The organism is Vibrio sp. 10N.286.48.F5, from assembly GCF_041469785.1.
Lineage (GTDB): Bacteria > Pseudomonadota > Gammaproteobacteria > Enterobacterales > Vibrionaceae > Vibrio > Vibrio crassostreae_C.
This window is the reverse complement of sequence record NZ_JBFRLG010000031.1, coordinates 159,144-183,317: the sequence shown is the minus strand read 5'-3', so window position 1 is coordinate 183,317 and position 24,174 is coordinate 159,144. Positions and strand designations below refer to the sequence as shown.

Annotated in this window: 22 protein-coding genes; 15 read left to right on the top strand and 7 right to left on the bottom strand. The window is 45.6% G+C overall.

The window, feature by feature from the left end; translation table 11 throughout:
• Window positions 1-86: 86 nt before the first annotated feature.
• The 10 genes from fabZ (at window position 87) to AB4185_RS17405 (ending at window position 11,109) form a co-directional block, all read left to right on the top strand.
• Window positions 87-539 carry a 3-hydroxyacyl-ACP dehydratase FabZ gene (gene fabZ, locus AB4185_RS17450; protein WP_009847408.1) on the top strand — a complete coding sequence of 151 codons (453 nt, stop codon included), beginning with the start codon at window positions 87-89 and terminating at the stop codon, window positions 537-539.
• Between the two features lies 1 nt (window position 540).
• Window positions 541-1,329, top strand: coding sequence for an acyl-ACP--UDP-N-acetylglucosamine O-acyltransferase (gene lpxA / locus AB4185_RS17445; RefSeq protein ID WP_017066405.1), 789 nt, complete (start codon window positions 541-543; stop codon window positions 1,327-1,329).
• Window positions 1,330-1,458: 129 nt separating this feature from the next.
• Window positions 1,459-2,655, top strand: a complete 1,197-nt coding sequence (lpxB, locus tag AB4185_RS17440) for a lipid-A-disaccharide synthase (RefSeq protein ID WP_017066406.1) — start codon at window positions 1,459-1,461, stop codon at window positions 2,653-2,655.
• Between the two features lie 33 nt (window positions 2,656-2,688).
• Window positions 2,689-3,309 (top strand): ribonuclease HII, encoded by a 621-nt coding sequence (gene rnhB / locus AB4185_RS17435; protein WP_017063371.1) that lies wholly within the window; start codon window positions 2,689-2,691, stop codon window positions 3,307-3,309.
• A 113-nt stretch (window positions 3,310-3,422) separates the two neighbouring features.
• Window positions 3,423-6,902: a DNA polymerase III subunit alpha gene (gene dnaE, locus AB4185_RS17430; protein ID WP_136982700.1), complete on the top strand. Its 3,480-nt coding sequence runs from the start codon at window positions 3,423-3,425 to the stop codon at window positions 6,900-6,902.
• 45 nt (window positions 6,903-6,947) lie between these two features.
• A complete protein-coding gene (gene accA, locus AB4185_RS17425) occupies window positions 6,948-7,907 on the top strand; it encodes an acetyl-CoA carboxylase carboxyl transferase subunit alpha (RefSeq protein WP_017060731.1) in 960 nt (319 codons plus the stop codon).
• A gap of 124 nt (window positions 7,908-8,031) precedes the next feature.
• Window positions 8,032-9,366 (top strand): tRNA lysidine(34) synthetase TilS, encoded by a 1,335-nt coding sequence (tilS, locus tag AB4185_RS17420; protein WP_017060730.1) that lies wholly within the window; start codon window positions 8,032-8,034, stop codon window positions 9,364-9,366.
• Between the two features lie 58 nt (window positions 9,367-9,424).
• On the top strand, window positions 9,425-9,736 hold the full coding sequence (locus AB4185_RS17415; protein ID WP_372135703.1) for a cytochrome c: 312 nt from the start codon (window positions 9,425-9,427) through the stop codon (window positions 9,734-9,736).
• Window positions 9,737-9,866: 130 nt separating this feature from the next.
• The gene (glnB, locus tag AB4185_RS17410; RefSeq protein WP_017063373.1) at window positions 9,867-10,205 is read left to right on the top strand and encodes a nitrogen regulatory protein P-II; all 339 of its coding nucleotides are present in this window, start codon (window positions 9,867-9,869) and stop codon (window positions 10,203-10,205) included.
• Window positions 10,206-10,266: 61 nt separating this feature from the next.
• A complete protein-coding gene (locus AB4185_RS17405; RefSeq protein ID WP_017060728.1) occupies window positions 10,267-11,109 on the top strand; it encodes an endonuclease/exonuclease/phosphatase family protein in 843 nt (280 codons plus the stop codon).
• A 106-nt stretch (window positions 11,110-11,215) separates the two neighbouring features.
• Here the strand turns inward: AB4185_RS17405 and AB4185_RS17400 are convergent, their stop codons facing one another.
• The 3 genes from AB4185_RS17400 to gloB form a co-directional block, all read right to left on the bottom strand.
• Window positions 11,216-11,902 (bottom strand): YIP1 family protein, encoded by a 687-nt coding sequence (locus AB4185_RS17400; RefSeq protein ID WP_017060727.1) that lies wholly within the window; start codon window positions 11,900-11,902, stop codon window positions 11,216-11,218.
• A complete protein-coding gene (locus AB4185_RS17395; protein ID WP_017063374.1) occupies window positions 11,899-13,473 on the bottom strand; it encodes a LysM peptidoglycan-binding domain-containing protein in 1,575 nt (524 codons plus the stop codon). The genes AB4185_RS17400 and AB4185_RS17395 overlap by 4 nt, the downstream gene beginning before the upstream one ends.
• A gap of 70 nt (window positions 13,474-13,543) precedes the next feature.
• Window positions 13,544-14,302, bottom strand: coding sequence for a hydroxyacylglutathione hydrolase (gene gloB, locus AB4185_RS17390; protein WP_017060725.1), 759 nt, complete (start codon window positions 14,300-14,302; stop codon window positions 13,544-13,546).
• 53 nt (window positions 14,303-14,355) lie between these two features.
• Between gloB and AB4185_RS17385 the strand changes: the two genes are divergently transcribed.
• The gene (locus tag AB4185_RS17385) at window positions 14,356-15,138 is read left to right on the top strand and encodes a class I SAM-dependent methyltransferase (RefSeq protein ID WP_017060724.1); all 783 of its coding nucleotides are present in this window, start codon (window positions 14,356-14,358) and stop codon (window positions 15,136-15,138) included.
• A gap of 98 nt (window positions 15,139-15,236) precedes the next feature.
• Here the strand turns inward: AB4185_RS17385 and rnhA are convergent, their stop codons facing one another.
• Window positions 15,237-15,701: a ribonuclease HI gene (gene rnhA / locus AB4185_RS17380; protein WP_017063376.1), complete on the bottom strand. Its 465-nt coding sequence runs from the start codon at window positions 15,699-15,701 to the stop codon at window positions 15,237-15,239.
• A 56-nt stretch (window positions 15,702-15,757) separates the two neighbouring features.
• On the opposite strand from rnhA, the gene dnaQ reads away from it, so the two are divergent.
• Window positions 15,758-16,525 (top strand): DNA polymerase III subunit epsilon, encoded by a 768-nt coding sequence (gene dnaQ, locus AB4185_RS17375; RefSeq protein WP_017060722.1) that lies wholly within the window; start codon window positions 15,758-15,760, stop codon window positions 16,523-16,525.
• Between the two features lie 9 nt (window positions 16,526-16,534).
• On the top strand, window positions 16,535-17,782 hold the full coding sequence (locus tag AB4185_RS17370) for a TIGR03503 family protein (protein WP_102428241.1): 1,248 nt from the start codon (window positions 16,535-16,537) through the stop codon (window positions 17,780-17,782).
• Window positions 17,783-17,910: 128 nt separating this feature from the next.
• Here AB4185_RS17370 and fadE read toward each other — a convergent pair whose 3' ends face one another.
• Window positions 17,911-20,376, bottom strand: coding sequence for an acyl-CoA dehydrogenase FadE (gene fadE, locus AB4185_RS17365; RefSeq protein ID WP_372135702.1), 2,466 nt, complete (start codon window positions 20,374-20,376; stop codon window positions 17,911-17,913).
• A 328-nt stretch (window positions 20,377-20,704) separates the two neighbouring features.
• On the opposite strand from fadE, the gene lpcA reads away from it, so the two are divergent.
• Together lpcA and AB4185_RS17355 are read left to right on the top strand one after the other, a co-directional pair.
• Entirely contained in the window at window positions 20,705-21,280 is a 576-nt protein-coding gene (gene lpcA / locus AB4185_RS17360; RefSeq protein ID WP_065583987.1) for a D-sedoheptulose 7-phosphate isomerase, read from the top strand.
• A 67-nt stretch (window positions 21,281-21,347) separates the two neighbouring features.
• The gene (locus AB4185_RS17355) at window positions 21,348-22,193 is read left to right on the top strand and encodes a class II glutamine amidotransferase (protein ID WP_048616160.1); all 846 of its coding nucleotides are present in this window, start codon (window positions 21,348-21,350) and stop codon (window positions 22,191-22,193) included.
• A gap of 107 nt (window positions 22,194-22,300) precedes the next feature.
• On the opposite strand, the gene purN is transcribed toward AB4185_RS17355, so the two are convergent.
• Together purN and purM are read right to left on the bottom strand one after the other, a co-directional pair.
• Window positions 22,301-22,975 (bottom strand): phosphoribosylglycinamide formyltransferase, encoded by a 675-nt coding sequence (purN, locus tag AB4185_RS17350; protein ID WP_017060717.1) that lies wholly within the window; start codon window positions 22,973-22,975, stop codon window positions 22,301-22,303.
• A gap of 128 nt (window positions 22,976-23,103) precedes the next feature.
• Window positions 23,104-24,144: a phosphoribosylformylglycinamidine cyclo-ligase gene (gene purM, locus AB4185_RS17345; RefSeq protein WP_008222945.1), complete on the bottom strand. Its 1,041-nt coding sequence runs from the start codon at window positions 24,142-24,144 to the stop codon at window positions 23,104-23,106.
• Window positions 24,145-24,174: the final 30 nt, after the last annotated feature.

Sequence of the window (24,174 nt, the reverse complement as noted above, 5' to 3'; positions counted from 1 at the left end):
ATTTCTAATAAAAGGCTCGCGTACAGCGAGTCTTTTTCGTTTATAATCCTTCTAATTAAATAAAGAATATACATAGGAATACGACTTTGACTACTGAACAGACAACGATGAACATTACTGAAATTCAGGAACTACTACCTCATCGCTACCCATTCTTAATGGTTGATCGTGTGACTAGCTTTGAAAAAGAAAAAACACTGACCGCAATTAAGAATGTTTCTGTTAACGAACCTCAGTTCACAGGCCACTTCCCTCAGCTTCCTGTATTCCCAGGCGTGTTGATCTTAGAAGCAATGGCACAAGCAACAGGCCTTCTAGCATTCAAATCTTTCGGTGCGCCTTCTGGCAACGAGTTGTACTACTTTGCTAGCGTAGATAAAGCTAAATTCCGTAAGCCAGTAGTACCAGGTGACCAACTGGTTATCGAAGTTGAATTCTTAAAAGAACGTCGTGGCATCGCATCGTTTAATGGTGTTGCTAAGGTTGACGGCGTAGTTGTATGTTCAGCTGAACTTAAATGTGCTCGTAGAGAGTTTTAATATGATTCATGAAACAGCGAAAATTCACCCGGCAGCAGTAATCGAAGGTGATGTAACTATCGGTGCTAACGTGACGGTTGGGCCTTTCACTTACATTGCTGGTAATGTGACAATTGGTGACGACACTGAAGTGATGTCGCACGTTGTGATCAAAGGTCACACAACCATTGGTAAAGAAAATCGTATCTTCCCACACGCTGTTATCGGTGAAGAAAACCAAGATAAGAAATACGGCGGCGAAGACACAACAGTTGTAATCGGTGATCGCAACGTAATTCGTGAAGCGGTTCAAATCCATCGTGGTACGGTTCAAGACAAAGCAACCACAGTGATTGGTGATGACAACTTACTTTGTGTTAATGCTCACGTAGCGCACGATGTTATTGTTGGTAACCACACTCACATTGGTAACAACGCTATTCTTGGCGGTCATGTAACGGTTGGCGACTACGCTGGTGTTATGGCACTTTCTGCGATTCACCCATTCTGCTCAATTGGTGCTTACGCATACATTGGTGGTTGTTCTGCAGTTGTTCAAGATGTACTGCCGTACGTGCTTGCACAGGGTAACCACGCGGCTCCATTCGGTCTTAATCTAGTAGGTTTGAAGCGTAACGGATTTGAAAAACCTGAAATTCGTGCACTACAGAAGGCGTACAAAGAGTTATACCGTTCAGGTAAAACACTTGAAGAAGCGAAAGTGGCTTTAGTTGAAATGGCAAAAGAGTTTACTTCGGTAGCGCCTATGCTTGAAATGCTAGAGAACTCTGAGCGCGGTATTATTCGTTAATACTCGATATGGTTATGTACCAATCAATGTGAGTATGGCAATAACTACTTCATCAGAATGGTATAACAAAAAGATCGCTACTCGTTAGGCGGTCTTTTTTGTTTTAGGCAACAAGGGAATTGAAAAACTATGGCACAGCAAGAAGCAGCAACCAATAGCTCGGACTTCGTTTCGAATGAACCATTGCGCGTAGGCATTGTTGTCGGCGAACTGTCTGGCGATACGCTTGGTGAAGGCTTTATCAAAGCGATCAAATCACAATACCCGAATGCAGAGTTCGTTGGCATTGGCGGGCCGAAAATGAAAGCCCTTGGTTGTGAGTCTCTTTTCGAGATGGAAGAGCTGGCCGTTATGGGCTTAGTTGAAGTGCTTGGCCGTTTACCTCGCTTGTTAAAAGTAAAAGCAGAGCTGGTTAAGTATTTCACTCAAAATCCACCCGATGTCTTTGTCGGTATCGACGCGCCCGATTTCAACCTAAGGCTTGAGTTAGACCTTAAGAACGCTGGTATCAAAACGGTGCATTACGTGAGCCCTTCAGTGTGGGCTTGGCGTCCAAAGCGTATCTTTAAAATCGACAAAGCAACCGACTTAGTCTTGGCTTTCTTGCCGTTCGAAAAAGCGTTCTACGATAAATATAACGTTGCCTGTGAGTTTGTTGGTCACACGTTGGCAGACGCGATTCCTTTAGAGCCTAGTAAACAAGATGCTCGAGAGCTGTTAGGTCTTGATCAAGACAAGCAGTGGTTAGCCGTATTACCGGGTAGTCGTGGTGGTGAGATGGGTTTGATTGCTCAGCCATTTATCGAAACTTGCCAACGTATCAAGCAGAAGTATCCGGATATCAATTTTGTTGTTGCGCTCGTTAACGAGCAGCGTAAAAAGCAGTTTACTGAAATCTGGCAATCGACCGCACCTGAGCTTGAATTCACGTTAGTCGAAGATACGGCAACCAACGTGATTACCGCCGCTGATTCTGTGCTCTTGGCTTCAGGTACCGTGGCTCTTGAATGTATGTTGCTTAAACGCCCTATGGTGGTTGGTTACAAAGTAAATAAGCTGACGGGGTACATTGTTAAGAAATTGGCGATCACTGAGTTTGTGTCACTGCCGAATATTTTGGCTGGTGAAGAGATCGTGAAAGAGCATATTCTTGAAGAGTGCCACCCAGACTTTTTGTTCCCGTCTGTCGATAAAATGCTATCAGCCGATAACAGTGCCTTGATCAAACGCTTTACCGAGATGCATCACTGGATCCGCAAAGACGCAGACAAACAAGCCGCTAACGCAGTATTGAAATTGATTGACCGACCTTTTGTTGAAGCATAAAGCGCTTATTTACAGAACATTAAGAGATTAGTTATGGCAGTAAAAGAAAAAAAAGAGCTTCCTCCATTTGAATACCCGCAAGGTTACCAGCTGTTTGCTGGCGTGGATGAAGTAGGGCGTGGCCCTTTGGTTGGCGACGTGGTGACCGCTGCGGTTATCCTTGATCCAAACAACCCAATCGAAGGCTTGAACGACTCAAAGAAATTGTCTGAGAAAAAGCGTCTTGCGTTACTTCCTGAAATCAAAGAGAAAGCTTTGGCGTGGTCTGTCGGTCGTTGTTCTCCACAAGAAATTGATGAGTTGAATATTCTGCAAGCGACGATGGTTGCTATGCAGCGAGCTATCGCGGGGTTGAGCGTTCAACCTGATATGGCGTTGATAGATGGAAACCGAGTCCCAGAACTGCCGATGGATGGTCTTGCGATTGTGAAGGGGGACTTGCGAGTGGCTGAAATCAGTGCGGCGTCTATTATCGCAAAAGTCGTTCGTGACCAAGAGATGGAAGATCTTGATAAACTTCATCCAGAGTTTGGTTTTGCTAAGCATAAAGGTTACCCGACCAAAGCGCATTTCGAAGCGATTGAAAAACATGGTGTAACCGAGCATTACCGCAAGAGCTTTAAGCCAGTAAAACGTATTCTTGGTATAGATTAGAGCTTTACGTTAACTAGAGCTTAGCATCGAATAAAGTTGCTAACTTGTATTAGAAAAAAATAGAATACACACAGTTGTAATCCTAGGCTCAAACCTAGAACTCAGGAAAAATAATGTCAGATCCAAAATTTGTTCACCTACGCGTACACAGTGACTTTTCGATGGTGGATGGCCTATCCAAGGTGCCACCATTAGTTAAAAAAGTCGCTGAAATGGGTATGCCTGCTCTAGCATTGACCGACTTTACCAACCTGTGTGGTTTAGTGAAGTTTTACGGTACTGCCCATGGGTGTGGGGTTAAACCTATTATTGGTGCTGACTTCTTGATGCAGTCTCCAGAATTCGGTGACGAGTTGACCAAGCTCACCGTTATCGCAACGAACAATAAAGGTTATAACAACCTAACGTTACTCATCTCAAAAGCTTACCTTCGTGGTCATGTTCAACATCAGCCTGTTATTGATAAAGAGTGGCTAATTGAGAATGCAGAAGGCCTGATCATTCTATCGGGCGCCAAAGAAGGTGAGATTGGTAAGGCGTTGCTGAAAGGTAACCGTGACTTGGTTGCAAGCAGCGTCGAGTTTTACAAAACGTACTTCGCCGATCGTTTTTACTTGGAACTGATTCGTACCGGACGACCAGATGAAGAGTCATACTTACACTTTGCGTTAGAGCTTGCTGAACAGGAAGACCTGCCTGTTGTCGCAACCAACGAAGTGGTTTTTCTAACTGAAGACCTGTTTGATGCTCACGAAATCCGCGTGGCGATCCATGATGGTTTCACTATGGTCGATCCTCGTCGCCCTAAGAACTACAGCGCGCAGCAATATCTACGTAGTGAAGAAGAGATGTGTGAGCTGTTCTCAGACATTCCTGAAGCACTTGAGAACAGTGTTGAGATTGCTAAGCGTTGTAATGTAACGGTTCGTCTGGGCGAGTACTTCCTGCCTAACTTCCCAACGGAAGGTTTGGCGATTGAAGACTTCTTGATCAAGAAATCTGAAGAAGGCCTTGAGCGACGTCTAGCGTTCCTATTCCCAGATGAAAAAGTGCGTGCTGAGCGCAGACCGGAATACGATGAGCGACTCAAGATTGAGCTCGAAGTTGTTAACAACATGGGTTTCCCAGGTTACTTCTTGATCGTAATGGAGTTCATCCAGTGGTCAAAAGACAACGATGTGCCAGTAGGTCCTGGCCGTGGTTCTGGTGCCGGCTCTCTAGTCGCTTACGCCTTGGATATCACCGATCTCGATCCACTTGAATACGATCTACTTTTCGAACGTTTCTTGAACCCAGAACGTGTATCCATGCCCGATTTCGATATCGACTTCTGTATGGATAAGCGTGACCAAGTTATTGATCACGTGGCTGAAATGTACGGTCGTGATGCCGTTTCTCAGATCATCACCTTTGGTACCATGGCGGCAAAAGCGGTAATCCGCGATGTAGGCCGTGTATTGGGCCACCCGTTTGGTTTCGTCGATCGAATTTCAAAGCTTGTACCGCCAGACCCGGGTATGACGCTAGAGAAAGCATTCCTTGCTGAACCTGCATTGCCAGAGCTTTACGATGGCGATGAAGAAGTTCGTGAGCTGATTGATAAGTGTCGCATCCTTGAAGGTTGTACGCGAAATGCCGGTAAGCACGCAGGTGGTGTTGTTATCTCACCCACCACGATCACCGATTTTGCGCCAATCTATGCCGACGCAGAAGGTAACTTCCCAGTAACGCAGTTCGATAAGAATGACGTTGAAACGGCTGGCTTGGTTAAGTTCGACTTCTTGGGGCTGCGTACCCTGACCATCATCGACTGGGCGTTAGGCCTAGTGAATCCACGTTTGAAGAAAGAGGGGAAAGAACCGGTTCGTATCGAGTCGATTCCTCTTGATGACCAAGCGTCATTTAACCTATTACAAAATTCTGAAACCACCGCGGTATTCCAGCTGGAATCGCGTGGTATGAAAGACCTTATCAAACGTCTACAGCCCGACTGTTTTGAAGATATTATCGCATTGGTAGCCTTGTTCCGTCCGGGTCCTCTGCAATCAGGCATGGTAGATAACTTTATCGACCGTAAGCACGGCCGAGAAGCGGTTTCATACCCAGATGAAACGTGGCAGCACGAATCGCTTAAAGAGACACTAGAACCTACGTACGGCATCATCCTGTACCAAGAACAGGTAATGCAAATCGCACAGATCCTCGCTGGTTATACGCTTGGCGGAGCGGATATGTTGCGTCGTGCGATGGGTAAGAAAAAGCCAGAAGAGATGGCAAAGCAGCGTGGTACCTTTAAAGAGGGTGCTGAAGCCAATGGTGTTGATGGCGAGCTGGCCATGAAGATCTTTGACTTGGTAGAGAAATTTGCGGGCTACGGCTTTAACAAATCTCACTCCGCAGCATATGCACTGGTTTCTTATCAAACGCTATGGCTGAAAACGCACTACCCAGCGGAATTTATGGCTGCGGTAATGACGGCAGATATGGATAACACCGAGAAGGTTATTGGCCTTGTTGATGAATGTTTCCGTATGAAGCTCAAGCTTTTACCACCAGATATCAACTCGGGTCTGTACCGCTTTAACGTGGATGAAGATGGCGCGATTGTTTATGGCATCGGTGCGATCAAAGGGGTCGGTGAAGGCCCTATTGAAGCGATTATTGAAGCGCGAAATAAAGGTGGTTACTTTAAAGACTTATTCGACTTCTGTGCACGTCTTGATCTGAAGAAGGTTAATAAACGTGTTATCGAAAAGTTGATTCTATCCGGAGCCTTAGATAGATTAGGTCCTCACCGAGCGGCGATGATGGCATCTTTGAAAGATGCGGTGAAGGCAGCGAGTCAACATCACCATGCCGAGTCTTTTGGTCAATCTGATATGTTTGGCGTGTTGACCGACGCTCCGGAAGAGGTTGAACACAAGTATACCCAAGTGCCTAAATGGCCTGAGAAGATTTGGCTTGAGGGTGAACGTGAAACGCTTGGTTTGTATTTAACGGGTCACCCGGTTAACGCTTACATCAAAGAGTTAGCGAAATACACTAGCTGTCGTTTGAAAGATGCCACGCCAACGCGTCGTGACCAATCACTAACAATTGCAGGCTTGGTGATTGCTGCGAGAGTAATGACGACGAAGCGCGGCACGCGAATTGGTTTGATGACACTTGATGACCGTTCGGGCCGAATGGAAGTGATGTTGTTCTCGGATGCGCTCGATCGCTACGCAGAATTGCTCGAAAAAGACAAAATTGTGGTCGTTTCCGGACAGGTCAGCTTTGATGATTTCAATGGCGGGCTTAAAATGTCCGCGCGCGAGGTCATGGACTTAGGAAGCGCCCGTGAGAAATATGCTCGTGGGGTGTCGATATCTATCGACCAATCCCAAATTAACGGTCAATTTTTTGAACGCTTTAGTCAAATCTTAGAACCTTATAGAGCCGGAACGGTCCCAGTCAATGTATACTACCAGCGTGCCGACGCTAGAGCGCGGTTAACATTGGGCACAGAATGGCGCGTGACGCCAAGTGATACATTACTAGACGAATTAAAACAGCTGCTTGGAAATAGCCAAGTAGAACTCGAATTTAACTAAAATTTAGCTTCGCGAATGCGGAGCTGAATCAACAAGGATTCATAGATGAGCCTGAACTTTCTAGAATTTGAAAAGCCTATCGCTGAACTTGAAGCAAAAATCGAAGCGCTACGTGACGTTTCGCGTCACGGTGGTGACACAGCGGTAGATCTAGACAAAGAAATCGAACAACTAGAGAAAAAAAGCTTAGAGCTTAAACAGAAAATCTTTAGTGACTTAGGTGCATGGCAGGTAGCTCAACTTGCTCGTCACCCTCAACGTCCTTACACCAAAGATTACCTGGAGCATGCATTCACAGAGTTTGAAGAGATGGCGGGCGATCGCGCTTACGCTGACGACAAAGCTATTGTGGGTGGTATGGCTCGTCTAAATGGCCGTCCTGTTATGGTTATTGGTCACCAGAAAGGTCGTGAGACTAAAGAGAAAGTGATCCGTAACTTTGGTATGCCAAAGCCAGAAGGTTACCGTAAGGCGCTACGTCTAATGGAAACTGCTGAGCGTTTCAACATGCCTATTATTACTTTCATCGACACAGCGGGCGCATACCCAGGTGTTGGTGCTGAAGAGCGTGGTCAATCTGAAGCTATCGCTAAAAACCTAAAAGTGATGGCTGGCCTTTCAGTTCCTGTTATCTGTAACGTTGTGGGTGAAGGCGGTTCTGGTGGCGCACTAGCGATTGGTGTTGGTGACTACGTGAACATGCTTCAGTACTCTACGTACTCAGTAATCTCTCCAGAAGGTTGTGCTTCAATCTTATGGCGCGATTCAGATAAAGCACCACAAGCAGCTGAAGCGATGGGCCTGATTGCTCCTCGTCTTAAAGAGCTTGAGCTTATCGACGAAATCATTCCTGAGCCTCTAGGTGGCGCGCACCGCGACCCTGCACAAACCGCTCAAAACATGAAAGACATGTTAGTTAAACAGCTAGAAGAGCTAGAGCAGTTTGATAACGAAACGCTGCTTGAGCGTCGTTACCAACGTCTAATGAGCTACGGCTACTGCTGATAACTTGCCTTAGCGATAAGGCTAGCTATACGAACAAATGATGAAAGGGTTGGACTCAGTGCCAACCCTTTTTTATTATTAAAACATTATCCCTTAACACACGATCTCTTGGTTTATTAGCCTCATGACACACTTAATTGATACCTTCACATCTGTACTTGATCAAAGCGCGCTTAAGCCTTGTCGGTTGATCGTCGCTTTCAGTGGTGGTGTCGATTCACGAGTGTTGTTGGAGTTGGCTGCCCAATTCGCTAAGTCCCATCACATCGATTGCTGTGCGGTACATGTTCACCACGGCTTAAGCAACAATGCTGATTATTGGGCAGAGCAGTGCAAAACATGGTGTGATGCTTTGTCGGTATCCTTGTTCATTGAACGAGTCTCGCTAGATATTAGCCGTGGAGAAAGCGTTGAAAAGCTGGCTCGAGACGCGCGATACCAAGCCCTTAAAAAGCATATTAGACAAGGTGATGTGTTAGTGACAGGCCAGCACATCGATGACCAAGTCGAGACCTTCTTGTTAGCTCTTAAGCGTGGCAGTGGTCCGAAAGGGCTCTCTTCAATGGCGAAAGTGATGCCATTTTCAGGTGCTCATATCGTTCGCCCACTGCTGTCGGTGACGAGAACGGATATTGAAGTGGCGGCGCGCGATATGGCTTTAACTTGGGTAGAAGATGAGAGTAATCAAGACGTTCGCTTTGACCGTAATTTTATTCGTCATCAAGTCACTCCGACACTGACCGAGCGTTGGCCTAGTTTTCGAGAATCGGTCAGTCGTAGTGCTCAGCTATGTGCAGAGCAAGAGTTACTGTTGGATGAGTTGTTAGAATCTCACTTACAACAAGCTTTGACTGAGAAGCACAGCTTAAGTATTGAGGTATTATCTCAGTACTCTGATTTACTGCGTGCACGCTTATTAAGAATGTGGCTGAGCCGCTGTAATCAACCGATGCCGAGCCAAAAGCAGCTCAAACTTATATGGGATGAGGTGGCATGTGCTCAGGCAGACGCCAACCCTAAGCTGGTGTTGAATGAGGTTGAGGTTAGACGTTTTAATCATCAGCTCCATGTCGTAAAAGAGACCAAAGACTTGTCGAACTGGCAAAGTGATATCTCGATGGAAGAGAGCTTAGTTTTGCCTGACGGTTTAGGGGAACTACACTTAACTTCAGCGGCGAGTGATGGTGTATCTAACCACTGTGATGCGCAACATTTTAGTCTCAACACAACGAGAGGAACACTGCGAGTGATATTTAACCCTGAGGGATTGTCAGCACACCCTGTTGGGCGCGGTCATAGCAGGAAGCTTAAGAAGTTGTTTCAAGAGTACCAAGTACCCAGTTGGTTAAGACGCAGAACGCCGATATTAATGGATGGCGATCGAGTGATCGCTGTTTTAGGCTTATTCGTAGATAAAAACTACGAAGGTCAAGATTGTGAAGCGCTTTGGAGCAAGTAGAAAAAGTTTATGTCACAATTCACCGTCACTTTAATAAAAATAATTAATGGAATATGCAATGAAGAAAATTACACTAGGATTAGTTCTTGGATTTGGACTATTGAGTGGTAACGCTCTGGCGGCTGATGTTGCTGCGGGTCAAGCTAAAGCAGCAATCTGTGCGGCATGTCATGGTGCAGACGGTATCGCAATGATCCCTGGCTATCCAAACCTTAAAGGTCAAAACGAGCAATACATCGCTTCATCAATTAAGGCCTATAAGAATGGCCAGCGCACCGGCGGTTTGGCCGCTGTAATGCAGGCTCAAGCTTCAATGCTGAGTGATGAAGACATCGCGAATCTAGCCGCTTACTACGCAAGCCTTAAGTAAAACCTTCTCAAAGCGCTGATTAAACAAGATGATAAATTTCGAGCCAGAGCTTTAAAGCTCTGGCTTTTTTCATTGAATGTTTACTATAGCTAACCGATAATGAGCCATTCGCACAGTTTAAGGGATGAACATGAAAAAGATTGAAGCCATTATCAAGCCATTCAAACTTGATGATGTACGTGAAGCACTTGCAGAAGTGGGTATTACGGGTATGACAGTATCTGAAGTTAAAGGCTTTGGACGTCAAAAAGGTCATACTGAGCTATACCGCGGCGCAGAGTACATGGTCGACTTTTTACCTAAAGTGAAACTAGAAATCGTTGTGACCGACGAAGTGGCTGACCAATGTGTTGATACCATCATTGAGACGGCTCAAACAGGTAAAATTGGTGACGGTAAGATCTTCATTACTGAAGTTGAACGTGTGGTACGTATTCGTACTGGCGAAGAAGACGAAGACGCCGTATAAAAAAACTATTACCCTAAAAGGAGCGTTTATCGCTCCTTTTTCATCTCTGGTAGGGTGCTGTATGTTTAAGAAAACCATCATTGTTATCACGTTATTGATAACGCTTGCTGTCGTTAGTTTTCATTTTATCTTCGTGATCCCGAATAAACCCAACCTGATCATTTCCTCTCAAAGTACCAGTAACGACATCTACAGTTGCTACCAAAACTCTGCACCGAAAGCGATTGATGTGTCTGATGGCTTAGACATTACGGTGTGGAATATCTACAAGCAAAACCGAAATAATTGGCAGAGTGAGTTAAATAAGCTGTCGGCAGGTAGCGATTTAGTCTTGCTGCAAGAAGCTAGTATGACAGAAGGACTTCGCCAATGGGTAATGAGCGGACAGTGGGGAAGCACACGTGTTAATGCGTTTGAGGCCTTTGAGCAAAGTGCTGGGGTACTCAACCTAGCAACCCATTTACCGATCGAAGCTTGTGCTTATACTCATGAAGAACCTTGGCTTCAACTGCCTAAATCGGCGCTTTGGTCGCGTTACCAACTAAACAATGGCGAAGAGCTGGCTGTGATTAATATCCACGCTGTGAACTTTACCTTTGGTACGGAAGATTACGAGGCTCAGCTCAAGAGCTTAACTGACAATCTGCAAAAGTATCGTGGGCCGGTTATTTTTGCTGGGGACTTTAATAGCTGGAGTGAAGCTCGCTTTGCTGTATTGAAAGATGCGTTGGAGAAGGTTGGTTTGACGGAAGTTGCCTTTGAGCCAGATAACAGAACTCAGTTCATTACAGGACTGGTGCTCGACCATGTGTTCTATCGAGGGCTAGAGGTAGAAAAAGCAAAAGCGCCCATTACGGACGCTTCTGATCATAACCCTATGCGAGTGACCTTTAAGGCTAAATAGTGATTAGCTATTAGTCATTGGAACTTAACCATTCGCACGGTGGTTACCTTGGGAAATCTAACGGAACAATAGGCTAGAGAGTCTTCGCTAGCCTTATCTCTTCTACTTAAAAGATTAAAATGTAGAGCGCCCAGATTAGGTAGTAGCCAACCCATGGTAAGCCTGAAATCACAAGCGCTTGCCCGCGTTCAAACTCAGTCCACGTTAATACCGCAGCATAACCTAGCACGATGTACCATGGCAGAAGCAGTGGTAATGAGCTAGCAAACTGTGACCAATCATTAGTTAGCGGTAACTTGATCAAGCCATTTAAGCTGTTCAAGTCGGCAGCGTAGTTCATCACATGTCCATGCTTGAGTATCAGGCTTGCGTAGCTTGCTACATCACCTAAAACAGCTGGGAATATAACAACCGATGCCGCTGCAAACCATCGCCAAAAGCTGTGCTGATGTTGGCTTGGCTTGGTTGCTAGGTTAAACCAGAATGCCAATAGAACGATGGTTAATGTTCGGCCAAATACGTCGCTGATGATTTCACTTGCGAGTAAGGTATTGCTGTCAAGTAACGCCAATTGGTCAGGGTTCGTTTGAGCCAGTTGCTGCGAGAGCTCTGCACTTAACCATGCAAAATCTACATTCGAAAAATAAGCACCCCAAAACAAAAATGGGCTGAGCATTAATACGACGTAGGGTTGCCATCCCCAAGCACTTCGTTGATAAAGCGCTAAGAAACAAGCTGTTGGCGAACGGAATATATCCAACAGCATGACGAGTGGGTTACTTGACGGGTTCATACACTTACCTTAGTTACATCAACATACAGCTTCAGTTTTTGTCCTGGCTGTAGGTATTTTTTGTTCTGCAAAGTGTTCCATTTTACAACATCTGTACTTTTTACTTTGAACTTTGATGCAATACCGCTGACTGTGTCACCTGATCTTACGTTATAAAAGATCGTACGGATGATGGCGCCGTCTGAGCCGTTCTTCCAAATGACCAGTTCTTGACCAACTCTAAGCGTGTCGCGTGGTCCCATGCCATTCCACTTAGCCAGTGATTGATGAGAGACCTTATTTGCGCGTGCAATCGTCCATAGGCTGTCACCACTTCTTACAGTATGGCTGAGCTTATATTGACCACGACTCTTCGACTGTGTGCTTGCTAGGCGGTTTGAGGCGCTTAGGGCGTATGTCTTGTCGTCTTTGGTGGATGTTGGGATAAGTAAGTGCTGGCCAATACGAATATTGTTGTTGCTCAAACCGTTTGCAGAGCGGATCACTTTGCTGGTGGTGTTATATTTGCTTGCCAGTACGCTAATGCTGTCACCAGATTGAACCTTGTAACGCACCAACTTCATGCCTTTGCCTTTATTGGCAGCGACTTCTTTGTTGAATTTCTCAACTGAATCTAAAGGAAGTAATAGTTGTTGGTGTTTCTCTGGTGCCGTTGCCCATTGGTTGTAAGCCGGGTTGTAACCTTGAAGTTCTTTGACAGGAATGCCTGCGTAGTTCGCAGCAATGGCTAAATCAAGCTGTTCTTCAGGGTTAACCAGAGTCAGCACTGGCTTATTCGGGATCGCCGGAATATCGATGCCATACTTTTCTTGGTTGGCAATGACATCTGCTAGAGCAAGCAGTTTAGGTACATAGCTGCTGGTCTCTTTTGGTAAGTCCAAAGAGAAAAAGTCGATTGGCTTGCCAAGCTTCTTGTTCTTGCGGATTGCGCTGTTTACTCGACCACCACCACTGTTATAGGCAGCAATCGCATGATTCCAGTCGCCATCGAAACGTCGGTTAAGATCTGAGAGGAAGTCCAATGCGGCGTCGGTAGAGGCGGCAACATCGCGGCGGCCGTCATACCAAAAGTTCTGTTCAAGCCCGTAGTCTTTGCCAGTGCCTGAAATGAATTGCCATAGACCAGCAGCACTGCCATGAGAGTAGGCAAACGCATCGAAAGAGCTTTCTACAACGGGTAGTAGTGCCAATTCTAGTGGTAAGCCTTTTTCTTCAATCTTAGTCGTGATCAGATACAAGAAAGGTTCAGCACGCTTTGATACTGTTTTTAGATGACTCGGGTGCTTGAGATACCAAGTTCGGTAGTAGTCGACCTTCTTTTGGTCTGGCACTTCCATTTCAAGTTGCATCGCAATGCGTTTCCAAACATCTTCTTGTGTTTGTGGAGTAACGACAGGTGCTTCAACTTTTTGATCTTCTTTGGCTGTTGCTTCTGATGAAACGTTCGCTTGAGAAACTTCTTTAGTAGGAGATGTGTTGGTTTGCTCGGAAGCTTGGTCTGGATTCTCTGACTGAGTTAATTGGCAACCAGAAAGTAGTAATACCAAAGCCCAGCTGTACTTAACTCGCATGTTACAGCCTTTTTAATTAACGGCCGATGATAATACTTGCCACCCCCTATGAGTGACAAGTCTGTATTTGTTAAAATTCGTTCTTCCACGCACGTAAAGCGGTGAATACCGATAAAGGATCGGTCTGCTCGGTGCGATTAGACACTGATTTCACTACACTTGGCTCGGTATAGCGCAGGAAGGGGTTCACAAACTTCTCTTGTCTCAAATTTGTGGGGATGGTCGACTTATTTTGAGCGCGAAGTCGGTTCACTTGGTCGCGATATTGCTGCAAATGTTGGTTATCAGGCTCTACGGCTAATGCGAAAGCGATATTGGCTGCAGTGTACTCATGTGCACAATAAACTTCGGTTTCTTGAGGCAGAGCCGTGATCTTATTCAGTGCATCGAACATCTGTTGTGGTGTGCCTTCCATGATTCGGCCACAGCCCGCAGAGAACAACACATCACCACAAAACAGTTTGGCATCGCCCACATAACCAATATGACCCGCAGTATGGCCACTGAGCCCTAGGACGAGGAATACTTCGCCAAACAGTTCTAATTGATCACCATCATCGACCGGATGAGTTAAGGTAGGGATAGGTTCATTCCTTGGACCGACAACATCCACGCCGGGAAATTGTCTAACGAGTTCTGGAACACCACCAATGTGATCGTGGTGGTGGTGTGTAATCAAGATTGCATCTAAAGTTAGCTCATGGTGTGCCAAGTACTCTAATACTGGAGCCGCATCACCAGGGTCGACGACAGCACAACGGCGATCGCTATTTTGAATCAGCCAGATGTAATTGTCGTTAAATGCAGGTATGCTTTTGATATGTAACATTATTGGTTCTCCAGTCACTATTAGTGCGACAGAATAAGTGAGACAGATTATTGATGAAGCCAGCACGTAGCAGAAAGAAGTTTGAACGTCCTTACACTTGGGCGCAATTGCACAATGGAGACTGGTTGAGAGAATCTATTCAAACTCGACTCGATGAGTGGTGCCCAAAGCTATTTGGTTACCATATGCTCAAGCTCGGTGGCCTCAGTAGTGAGATTTCTAGCTGCACATGCAACATTCAACATCAAGTAAACCTAGATATCCAGAACCCATTACATAATGTGATAGCGGATGGCTATAATTTACCCTTTTTGGAGAAAAGCTTTGATGTTGTAGTGTTGAGTCATCAGTTAGATTATAGCAATGACCCGCATCGCTTATTGAGAGAAGTCGATCGAGTGATGATGGACGATGGCTATATCATTATCACCGGCTTCAACCCAATCAGTGTCACTGGGCTTGCCAGTTTGATGCCTTGGCGAAAGAACAGCTTACCCTGGAGTGGGCGTATGTACACGCCAAGTCGAATTAAAGACTGGTTAGGTGTACTTAACTATGAAGTAATTCATTGTGACACCTACGCGCTGTTTCCGATGAGTAAGTATCAAGCGATGTGGACGTGGTTGGAGAACAGCTTAGGTGGTTGTGCATCCTTCGCCGGAAGCCAATACTTTATTGTTGCTCGTAAGCGTACTTACCCGCTAAAACCCATCAAACCACATTGGCACCTTAAGCGACGTTTCTCGCCTGTTGGGGCAAGTTTTAGAACCAATACGCGCCGTACAATGGATTCAGCCAAAGCGTCATATCCGCTAAAAACAGAAAAAGCCGATTAGTTGTCGGCTTTTCATCTATCAATTCGATTGAGAAATTGTCAATTAGTTTAAGAAATTATAAATCGCTTTCTGAAATGTGCGTCTAATTAAAAAGACGATTAGCTTGGTTGATAGCCCGTATCTTCTAGAGTCGGATTCTCCGCTGCATTTCGCGCTAAATCATCACACATTTCGTTTTCTCTGTGTCCCGCGTGTCCTTTTACCCAGCGCCAATCAACGTTATGGCGAGCGGTTTCTTTATCGAGCCTTTGCCACAGATCGGCATTTTTAACCGGTTTCTTGTCGGCTGTTTTCCAGTCACGCTTTTTCCAGTTATGAATCCACTGTGTGATGCCTTGACGCACGTATTGGCTATCTGTGGTCAGAATCACAGAGCAAGGTTCTTTGAGGGTTTGCAGAGCCACGACAGCGGCGAGCATTTCCATACGGTTATTGGTTGTTAGCGTGAAACCTTCTGCTAGCGTCTTCTCGACTTTTTTGTAGCGAAGTACGATGCCATAGCCGCCGGGACCAGGGTTGCCTAAACAAGAACCATCAGTGAAAATTTCAACTTGTTTCGTCATGATTTGATACTATTACCTCAAGCACATTATCGGCATAGTCTGACACAGTTATCCTTATGAATACCAGTAGCACTCCAGAACAAAGCACGAACGAAAAAAACAGTTCGAACGAAAATAAGCGCATTGTTGTACTCGATACCGAAACCACCGGTATGAATACAGAAGGTGGCCCTCACTATATGGGTCACCGCATCGTTGAAATTGGTGCAGTAGAGATCATCAACCGTAGGCTGACCGGGCGTCATTTCCACGTCTACATCAAGCCCGATCGTGCGATTCAAGAAGAGGCGATTGGCGTTCACGGTATTACCGATGAATTCTTGATTGATAAGCCTGAATACCAAGACATTCATAAAGAGTTTCTCGACTTTATCAAAGGTGCGGAGCTGGTGGCTCATAACGCGCCCTTCGATACGGGCTTCATGGACTATGAGTTTGAGAAGCTCAACCCAGCGATAGGCAAAACGGATGACTACTGTAAAGTTACCGATACCTTGGCAATGGCGAAGAAGATATTCCCAGGTAAAAGAAACAACCTAGATATCTTATGTGACCGTTACGGTATCGATAACTCGCACCGCACTCTCCACGGCGCATTGCTCGATGCGGAGATCCTAGCCGACGTCTACTTATTGATGACGGGTGGTCAAACTTCGCTGCAATTTAACGCTGGTCAACAGGAAGGTGAAGCCGAAAGCATACGAAGAGTAGAAAGTGGTCGAAAATCCCTAAAGGTTTTACGAGCTACGGCCGATGAAGTAGAAGCGCATCAAAGTCGTTTAGATCTCGTCGAGAAAAGCGGAAGCTGCCTCTGGCGTCAGTAGGGAGAAAGTATGTTAAGGGTATTGGCTACCGGTTGCTTATTGCTGTTAAGTTTTGGCTTACATGCAGCAACAGAATCCGCAATGAGTTTATTGGACAACCGTTTTCGAGTTGATCCCAGTATTGAACAAGTCACCTTTGTGATTTATCGAGCCGATAACTCTAAACCTGTCGTTTTGGTTCGCCCTGATGGCAAGAAATACTACTCTTGGCGCAATGCTGATAATGTCCGTTGGTACGAAGAATCGTCCATGGACATTATCTCTATCGACAATCCGATGCCCGGCCCTTGGCAAGCGATAGGTAAAGTCTCCCCTAAGAACAATATCAAGCTGCTGTCTCATCTTGTTTTGGATGCTAATGAGTTCCCAGATAAGTTGTATCAAACAGAGCGCATCAAATTTACCGCTCGACTGACTTCTGATGGCAAGCCGCTGGTGCTGCGCGATTTTCTCGATCGCGTGAAGCTTAAGGTTACCTTTACTAAGTTTGTTGAAAACGAAGAGTCTTTGGTGAGAGAAGCGCGCCCGGTGCCGGTTGTGATGGGCGAGTTTGCCGATGATGGCGCTGATCTTGATGAAAAGGCCGGAGATGGTGTGTTCACTGTCTCTTTGCCAATTGATATCGAGCCCGGTAAATACCGAGCGCGTATTACCTCTGGTAATGGCGTGTTCCTGCGAGCGCAAGAGCAAGAAGTCTTGGTTTACCCAACACCGATCACTAGCACCTTCATTCAATCACGAAAAGAGGGTTTACCTCATACTATTGTGGTGTCTGGTGAACAGGGGATGATCGCACCGAGCTCGTTAGCGGTTCATGTTGAGCACAAGGCTCCTGATGAATATGTGATGTACAAGCAGGGGCAAGCTGAAGTCGACGCAATGAAAGTCGCTTTAGAGGTGCCTTATAATGGCGATTTAGGAATTTATAATTGGTCAGGGATGGTTTATGCCACTGATGCTTCAAGTCAGCGCCCGCTGATTTTTCCAATTACCGAGCAGTCGTACAGCGTTGTTGAAGATATCGACTTAGCAGAGTCACGACGTCTTCAAGAAGAAGCTCTTGCTGAACAGAAGCGTATCGCAACAGAGTTGATGATCCTTCAAAAACGTGAAGATGACAGACAGCGCAGTATGATCATTATTGCGGTGGGTAATGTGGTCGCTATTCTATTGGGCTTATTGATTTGGTTTGTGGTTCGTAAGGTCAAGGCGAAGAAAAAAGCGTTACCTGAGATGCAGCTCAAGGCGCCCAAGTAACTCGCTTAGATGATTAGATTGTCTAGAGAGAATAAGCTGCTAGATAAAGCATTGGAATTTGTGGCAACGAAATCATGAACAAAAAAACGGGACTCATAGGAGTCCCGTTTTTGTTTCTTTTTCTGGCCTTAAGCGACGTTATCAATCGATTGGTCTGGGTACTGAGATTTTGCTGCAAGCTCCTCTGGTGAGAAGTCATCCACGTTAATCGTGTACAGTCTATGTTCCTCAGCGCTAATCAGAAGATTTGCTTCGTCTTGCGTTAAGATACCTTTCTCAAGTCCCAACTGAGCAACAAGATCAAGTCGTAAGAAGGCACGTTTTTGATGTGTCTCTTTGCAGACTTTGTCGAACAGAGGTTCAGCTTGAAGAATCACTTCTAGCGCTTTTTCAATCTTACCTACTGGGTTGTATTCCGTCGCTTCTAGGTATTGGCCGCGACCTATACGAGAGCGTGTTTCGCTTGGTGTTTGTAGAATGTGCGCAACTTTGCTATCGAGCTTGTCGTTTGGAGCACGACGGATACGACCAAATGGCATTAGCACAACACGAAGCAGACGACCAATCACAGGGTTAGGGAAGTTCGCTAAGAACTCATCAATCGCCACTTCAGTCTGACGTAAGCTATCTTGCATCCCCCAATGTACTAACGGTAGATCTTCAGCGTGGCTGCCTTCACTTTCAAAGCGCTTCAACGTTGCTGAACCGAGGTAAAGTTGACTTAAGATATCACCCAGTCTTGCTGATAAACGTTCTCTACGCTTCAGTGATCCGCCTAGAACTGCCATTGAAATATCAGACAGTAGCGCTAGGTTTGCACTGTAGCGGTTTAGCTGTTGGTAGTAACGCTGTGTCTGTTTATCTGTTTTATTTGAAGGTGTTGGCGCATCAGAACCACGACCATCGGTTAAACCAAACCACAAGCTGCGGACTAGGTTGCTCATCGTAAAGCTAACGTGCCCTGCTAACGCTGAATCAAACTTATCAAGCGCATCGCTGCTTTCAGAATAAGCCGCTTCCATTTCGTTCAGTACGTAAGGGTGACAGCGAATCGCACCTTGACCATAGATGATCATTGAACGAGTCAGGATGTTTGCGCCTTCAACCGTAATCGCGATAGGCGAGCCTTGGTAGCCACGAGCTAGGAAGTTCGATGGGCCTAAACAAATGCCTTTACCACCGACGATATCCATCGCATCAATGATGCTGCGCTGGCCACGGTGAGTACAGTGGTACTTAACGATTGCAGAGATAACCGAAGGCTTTTCACCAAGGTCGATGCCCGCAACGGTTAGGTTACTTGCAGCGTCCATTACATAAGCGTTACCTGCAAGGCGTGCAAGTGGCTCTTCAACCCCTTCCATGCGGCCAATAGGCTGTTTGAACTGACGGCGGATACGAGCGTAAGCGCCAGTTGCAAGCGCGGCAGACTTGATGCCACCAGTTGAATTTGAAGGCAGTGTGATACCACGACCAACCGACAGGCACTCAACCAGCATACGCCAGCCTTGACCGGCCATTTTCTGACCGCCAATGATGAAATCGATAGGCACGAAGATATCGTCGCCTTGCGTCGGGCCATTTTGGAAAGGTACGTTTAGTGGGAAGTGGCGGTTGCCAATCTCTACGCCTTTTAAATCCGTTGGGATAAGCGCACAAGTGATACCAAGATTTTTTTGATCACCAAGCAGGCCATCCGGGTCACGAAGTTTAAAAGCTAAGCCTAATACCGTCGCGACAGGCGCGAGAGTGATGTAACGCTTGTTCCAAGTTAGGCGCATGCCGAGTACTTCTTCGCCTTGCCAGTCGCCTTTACAAACCACACCGTAATCTGGAATAGAGCCAGCATCAGAGCCTGCCTCTGGGCTAGTTAGTGCAAAACAAGGGATCTCTTTACCTTCCGCTAAGCGAGGCAGGTAGTGGTTTCTTTGTTCTTCTGTACCGTAGTGTTGTAAAAGCTCACCAGGGCCTAATGAGTTAGGTACGCCAACCGTCGATGACAATACACTAGAAACACCCGTCAACTTCTGTAGAACCAAAGATTGAGCGTAAGCTGAGAACTCTAAGCCGCCGTATTTTTTCTTGATGATCATGGCGAAGAATTTATGGTCTTTCAGGTATTGCCATACTTCTGGTGGCAAATCAGCAAGCTCATGTGTCACTTGGTAATCGTTGACCATTTCACACACGGTATTTACTGGACCATCTAAAAACGCTTGCTCAGCCTCAGAGAGTTTTGGGTCAGCAATGTTCTGAAGCTTCTTCCATTCAGGTTTGCCTTTGAACAGCTCTGCTTCCCACCATACTGTGCCAGCTTCTAGTGCTTCTTTTTCTGTCTGAGACATCGCTGGCAGAACTTTCTTAAATAAAGAGAGTGCTTTTTGGCTGATCAGTGTCTGACGAATGGTCGGTACAGCAAAGATCGCAACGGCTAATAGATAGCAAAGCCAGCCAGTAACAGCCACGCCGCCAAGCAGTGTTAATGCTACCATTGCGCCGGTTAATACAACTAATGCACGTACCAGACTAACTCTATGGTAAAGACAGACGCCTAAGATGGCGGTCATGCCGAGTAGGGAGAGCAATATGTTCATGATCGATTTCCTTTTCAGAGATCACTTATTGTTATTAAGTTTTAGGTAAGAGGTCTAACCAGTTAAGTGTAAACAAAATATTAAATATTTGTAAAACTCCAAAGTGAATAAAAAGTGATCTCAATAGAGTTAAAGTTCTAATTGTGAGAGGTTGGTGGCGAATATTTGGACGGATCGGCAGTGAGACCCTAATAAAGGTTGCAATCTTTGGGCTTAAGTGTCGACACTATTTCATGTTTGTGGGTAAACTCAGTTATAAAGAGGGGAAAACCCTCAGTTCTCATTTCGCGTACTTTAAGTTACGTCAAAAAAATAAGAGATAAGCCTTATGTACCAAGACCTAATCAAAAGTGAATTAAACGAAGCTGCTGACGTTCTGAATAAGTTCTTGAGTGATGATCACAACATTGCTCAAATTGAAGCGGCTGCAAAACTGATTGCTGACTCATTCAAACAAGAAGGCAAAGTGCTTTCTTGTGGTAACGGTGGCTCACACTGTGATGCGATGCACTTCGCGGAAGAGCTAACAGGCCGATACCGTGAAAACCGTCCAGGTTACGCTGGCATTGCGATTTCAGATCCAAGCCACCTGTCTTGTGTGAGTAATGATTTTGGCTACGACCACGTATTTTCTCGTTATGTAGAAGCGGTAGGTCGTAAAGGTGATGTGTTGTTTGGTCTGTCGACTTCAGGTAACTCTGTCAATATTCTAAAAGCGATTGAAACTGCTCAAGCTAAAGGCATGAAGACGATTGCATTGACGGGTAAAGATGGCGGTAAAATGGCGGGTTGTGCTGATATCGAAATCCGAGTGCCACACTTTGGTTACGCAGATCGCATCCAAGAGATTCACATTAAGATCATTCATATTGTGATTCAGCTTGTTGAAAAAGAGATGGAATAGTAGTTTTACAGACATTTGGAACCCAGGTTTGTGGCTCCATTGGTTTTAATAGGGAGTAGATTAAACCATGTGTGAATTGCTCGGTATGAGCGCGAATGTGCCAACTGATATTTGTTTTAGCTTTACTGGTCTTATGCAGCGTGGAGGCAATACTGGCCCGCACCGCGATGGCTGGGGTATTACCTTCTATGAGGGAAAGGGTTTTCGTACATTTAAAGATCCTAACCCTAGCTGTGAATCTAAGATCGCTGAGTTGGTTCAAAACTACCCAATTAAAAGCCAAGCCGTTGTCAGTCATATCCGTCAAGCGAACCGTGGTGGTGTTAATCTAGAGAATACACACCCTTTTACTCGTGAGCTTTGGGGGCGATACTGGACCTTTGCTCACAATGGTCAATTAACGGATTACGACGATCTGATTAGTGGTCGTTTCAGACCGGTTGGCGAGACAGACAGTGAGCTCTCCTTCTGTTGGCTACTCAAACAACTTGAAGAGCGTTTCCCTGAGCCACCTCAAGATATGGAAGGTATGTTTCGCTTCGTAGCGGAATGTTGTGACCAGCTCCGAGAGAAAGGCGTTTTCAACATGTTGTTGAGTGATGGTGAGTACGTGATGACTTACTGTACTAACCATTTGTACTGGATAACAAGGCGCGCACCTTTTGGTAAAGCGAGCCTGATTGATGAAGATGTTGAGATAAACTTCCAAGAAGAGACTACGCCAAATGATGTGGTGACGGTGGTAGCAACTCAACCTCTTACGGACAATGAAGAGTGGTTTAGAATGAAGCCGGGCGAATATGCGCTGTTTCATTTTGGTGAGCTGATTGGCAACAATCATAAAGCATTGGAAGATGTCGCTTATGCGCCGAAGAAGGTAGCAAGCCAAGCGCCAACTGAACCATTGAGCTGAGCTAAGTATCCCGAATAGTATGATTTGAACCTCATAAAAAAGACCGCTTACTGAACTAATGAATCAGTAAGCGGTCTTTTTTTGGATTTGATTTAGTTTCTGAAGAATTACTCTTCTGCGTAACCGTGTTTACCTAATGCTTTACCGTCTAACACAGCCTGTCCATTGACCATTGATAAACGGTCTTCCGCGAACCACTTGCAGACCATAGGGTAAATGCAGTGTTCTTGAGTCAGCACTCGGCTTGCCAACATATCAGCATCATCATCTTCAAATACCGGCACCTTAGCTTGCAAGATCACAGGGCCGCCATCGAGCTCCTCGGTAACAAAGTGGACGCTAGTACCGTGTTCTTTGTCTTGCGCATCAATGGCACGCTGGTGGGTGTGTAGGCCTGGGTATTTCGGCAACAGAGAAGGGTGGATGTTGACCATTTTCCCTGCATAGTGACGAACAAACTCTGAACTCAGGATTCGCATGTAGCCAGCGAGTACGATTAAATCTGGCTGGTAAGCATCGATCTGAACCATCAATTCATGGTCAAACTCTTCACGTGAACCAAAGTCTTTTGGATTCACTGAATGAGCGTCAACACCTGCGGTTTTCGCTCGTTCTAATCCAAAAGCCTCTGCTTTGTTTGAGAAGACAGCTTTAACCGATGCATCAATCATATCGCTATCGCAGGCATCTAAAATAGCCTGTAAGTTACTTCCGCTTCCTGAAACTAACACAACGATGTTTTTCTGGGAGTGACTGGTTTTATTTGAGTGATTGTTTTTCATAGAGTGGGTCATACGATTGATTAACTGAATTGTTTACAATGTACCTACATAAACTAAGGTTTTCTGCGGGCTAAATAGCAAAATGAGGACCATTAGGTCCTCATTAACTAAGTAAGTGAGCGTATCACTTATTTAATTTCAACTTGCTCTTCGCCAGCTTCAGCGTTTGCGATCTCACCGATAACCCAAGCGTTTTCGCCTTCAGCTTTCAGTAGTTCAACAGCAGCGTCTGCTTGATCTTTAGGTAGAGCAACAACTAGGCCTACACCACAGTTGAAAGTGCGGTACATTTCGAATGTCTCCACGTTACCTTTCTCTTGTAGCCAGTTGAAGATAGCAGGCCATTCCCAGCTCTTGCCATCAATGACTGCTTTAGTACCTTCAGGAAGTACGCGTGGGATGTTTTCCCAGAAACCACCACCTGTGATGTGTGAGATAGCATGAATGTCATGCTCTGCAATCATCTTAAGTGCCGATTTGATGTAAATCTTAGTTGGTTCTAGTAGGTGCTCACCGATAGTGCGACCTTCTAGTTCTTCACTCTTATCAGCACCAGAAACTTCTAGGACTTTACGAATTAAAGAGTAACCGTTTGAGTGTGGACCACTTGAGCCAACAGCGATAAGTGCGTCGCCTGCTGCTACTTTAGTGCCGTCAATGATGTCCGCTTTTTCTACAACACCAACACAGAAGCCAGCTACATCGTAGTCGTCGCCTTCGTACATGCCTGGCATTTCAGCAGTTTCACCACCGATTAGTGCACAGCCAGCTTGAACACAGCCTTCAGCAATACCAGAAACAACGTCTGCTGCTGTATCTACATCTAGCTTACCTGTTGCGTAGTAGTCTAGGAAGAATAAAGGCTCACCACCTTGAACGATTAGGTCGTTCACACACATTGCCACTAGGTCGATACCAATGGTGTCGTGTTTTTTCAGATCCAAAGCAAGGCGAAGTTTAGTACCAACACCATCAGTACCTGAAACAAGTACTGGCTCTTTGTATTTCGTTGGAAGTTCACATAGGGCGCCAAAGCCACCAATACCGCCCATTACTTCAGGGCGACGAGTGCGTTTAACAGCACCTTTAATACGGTCTACTAGTGCATTACCTGCGTCGATATCAACACCAGCGTCTTTGTAGCTTAGAGAAGAAGTATTACCACTCACGGGATAGTCCTCGAACTTAAGTTGGATGTG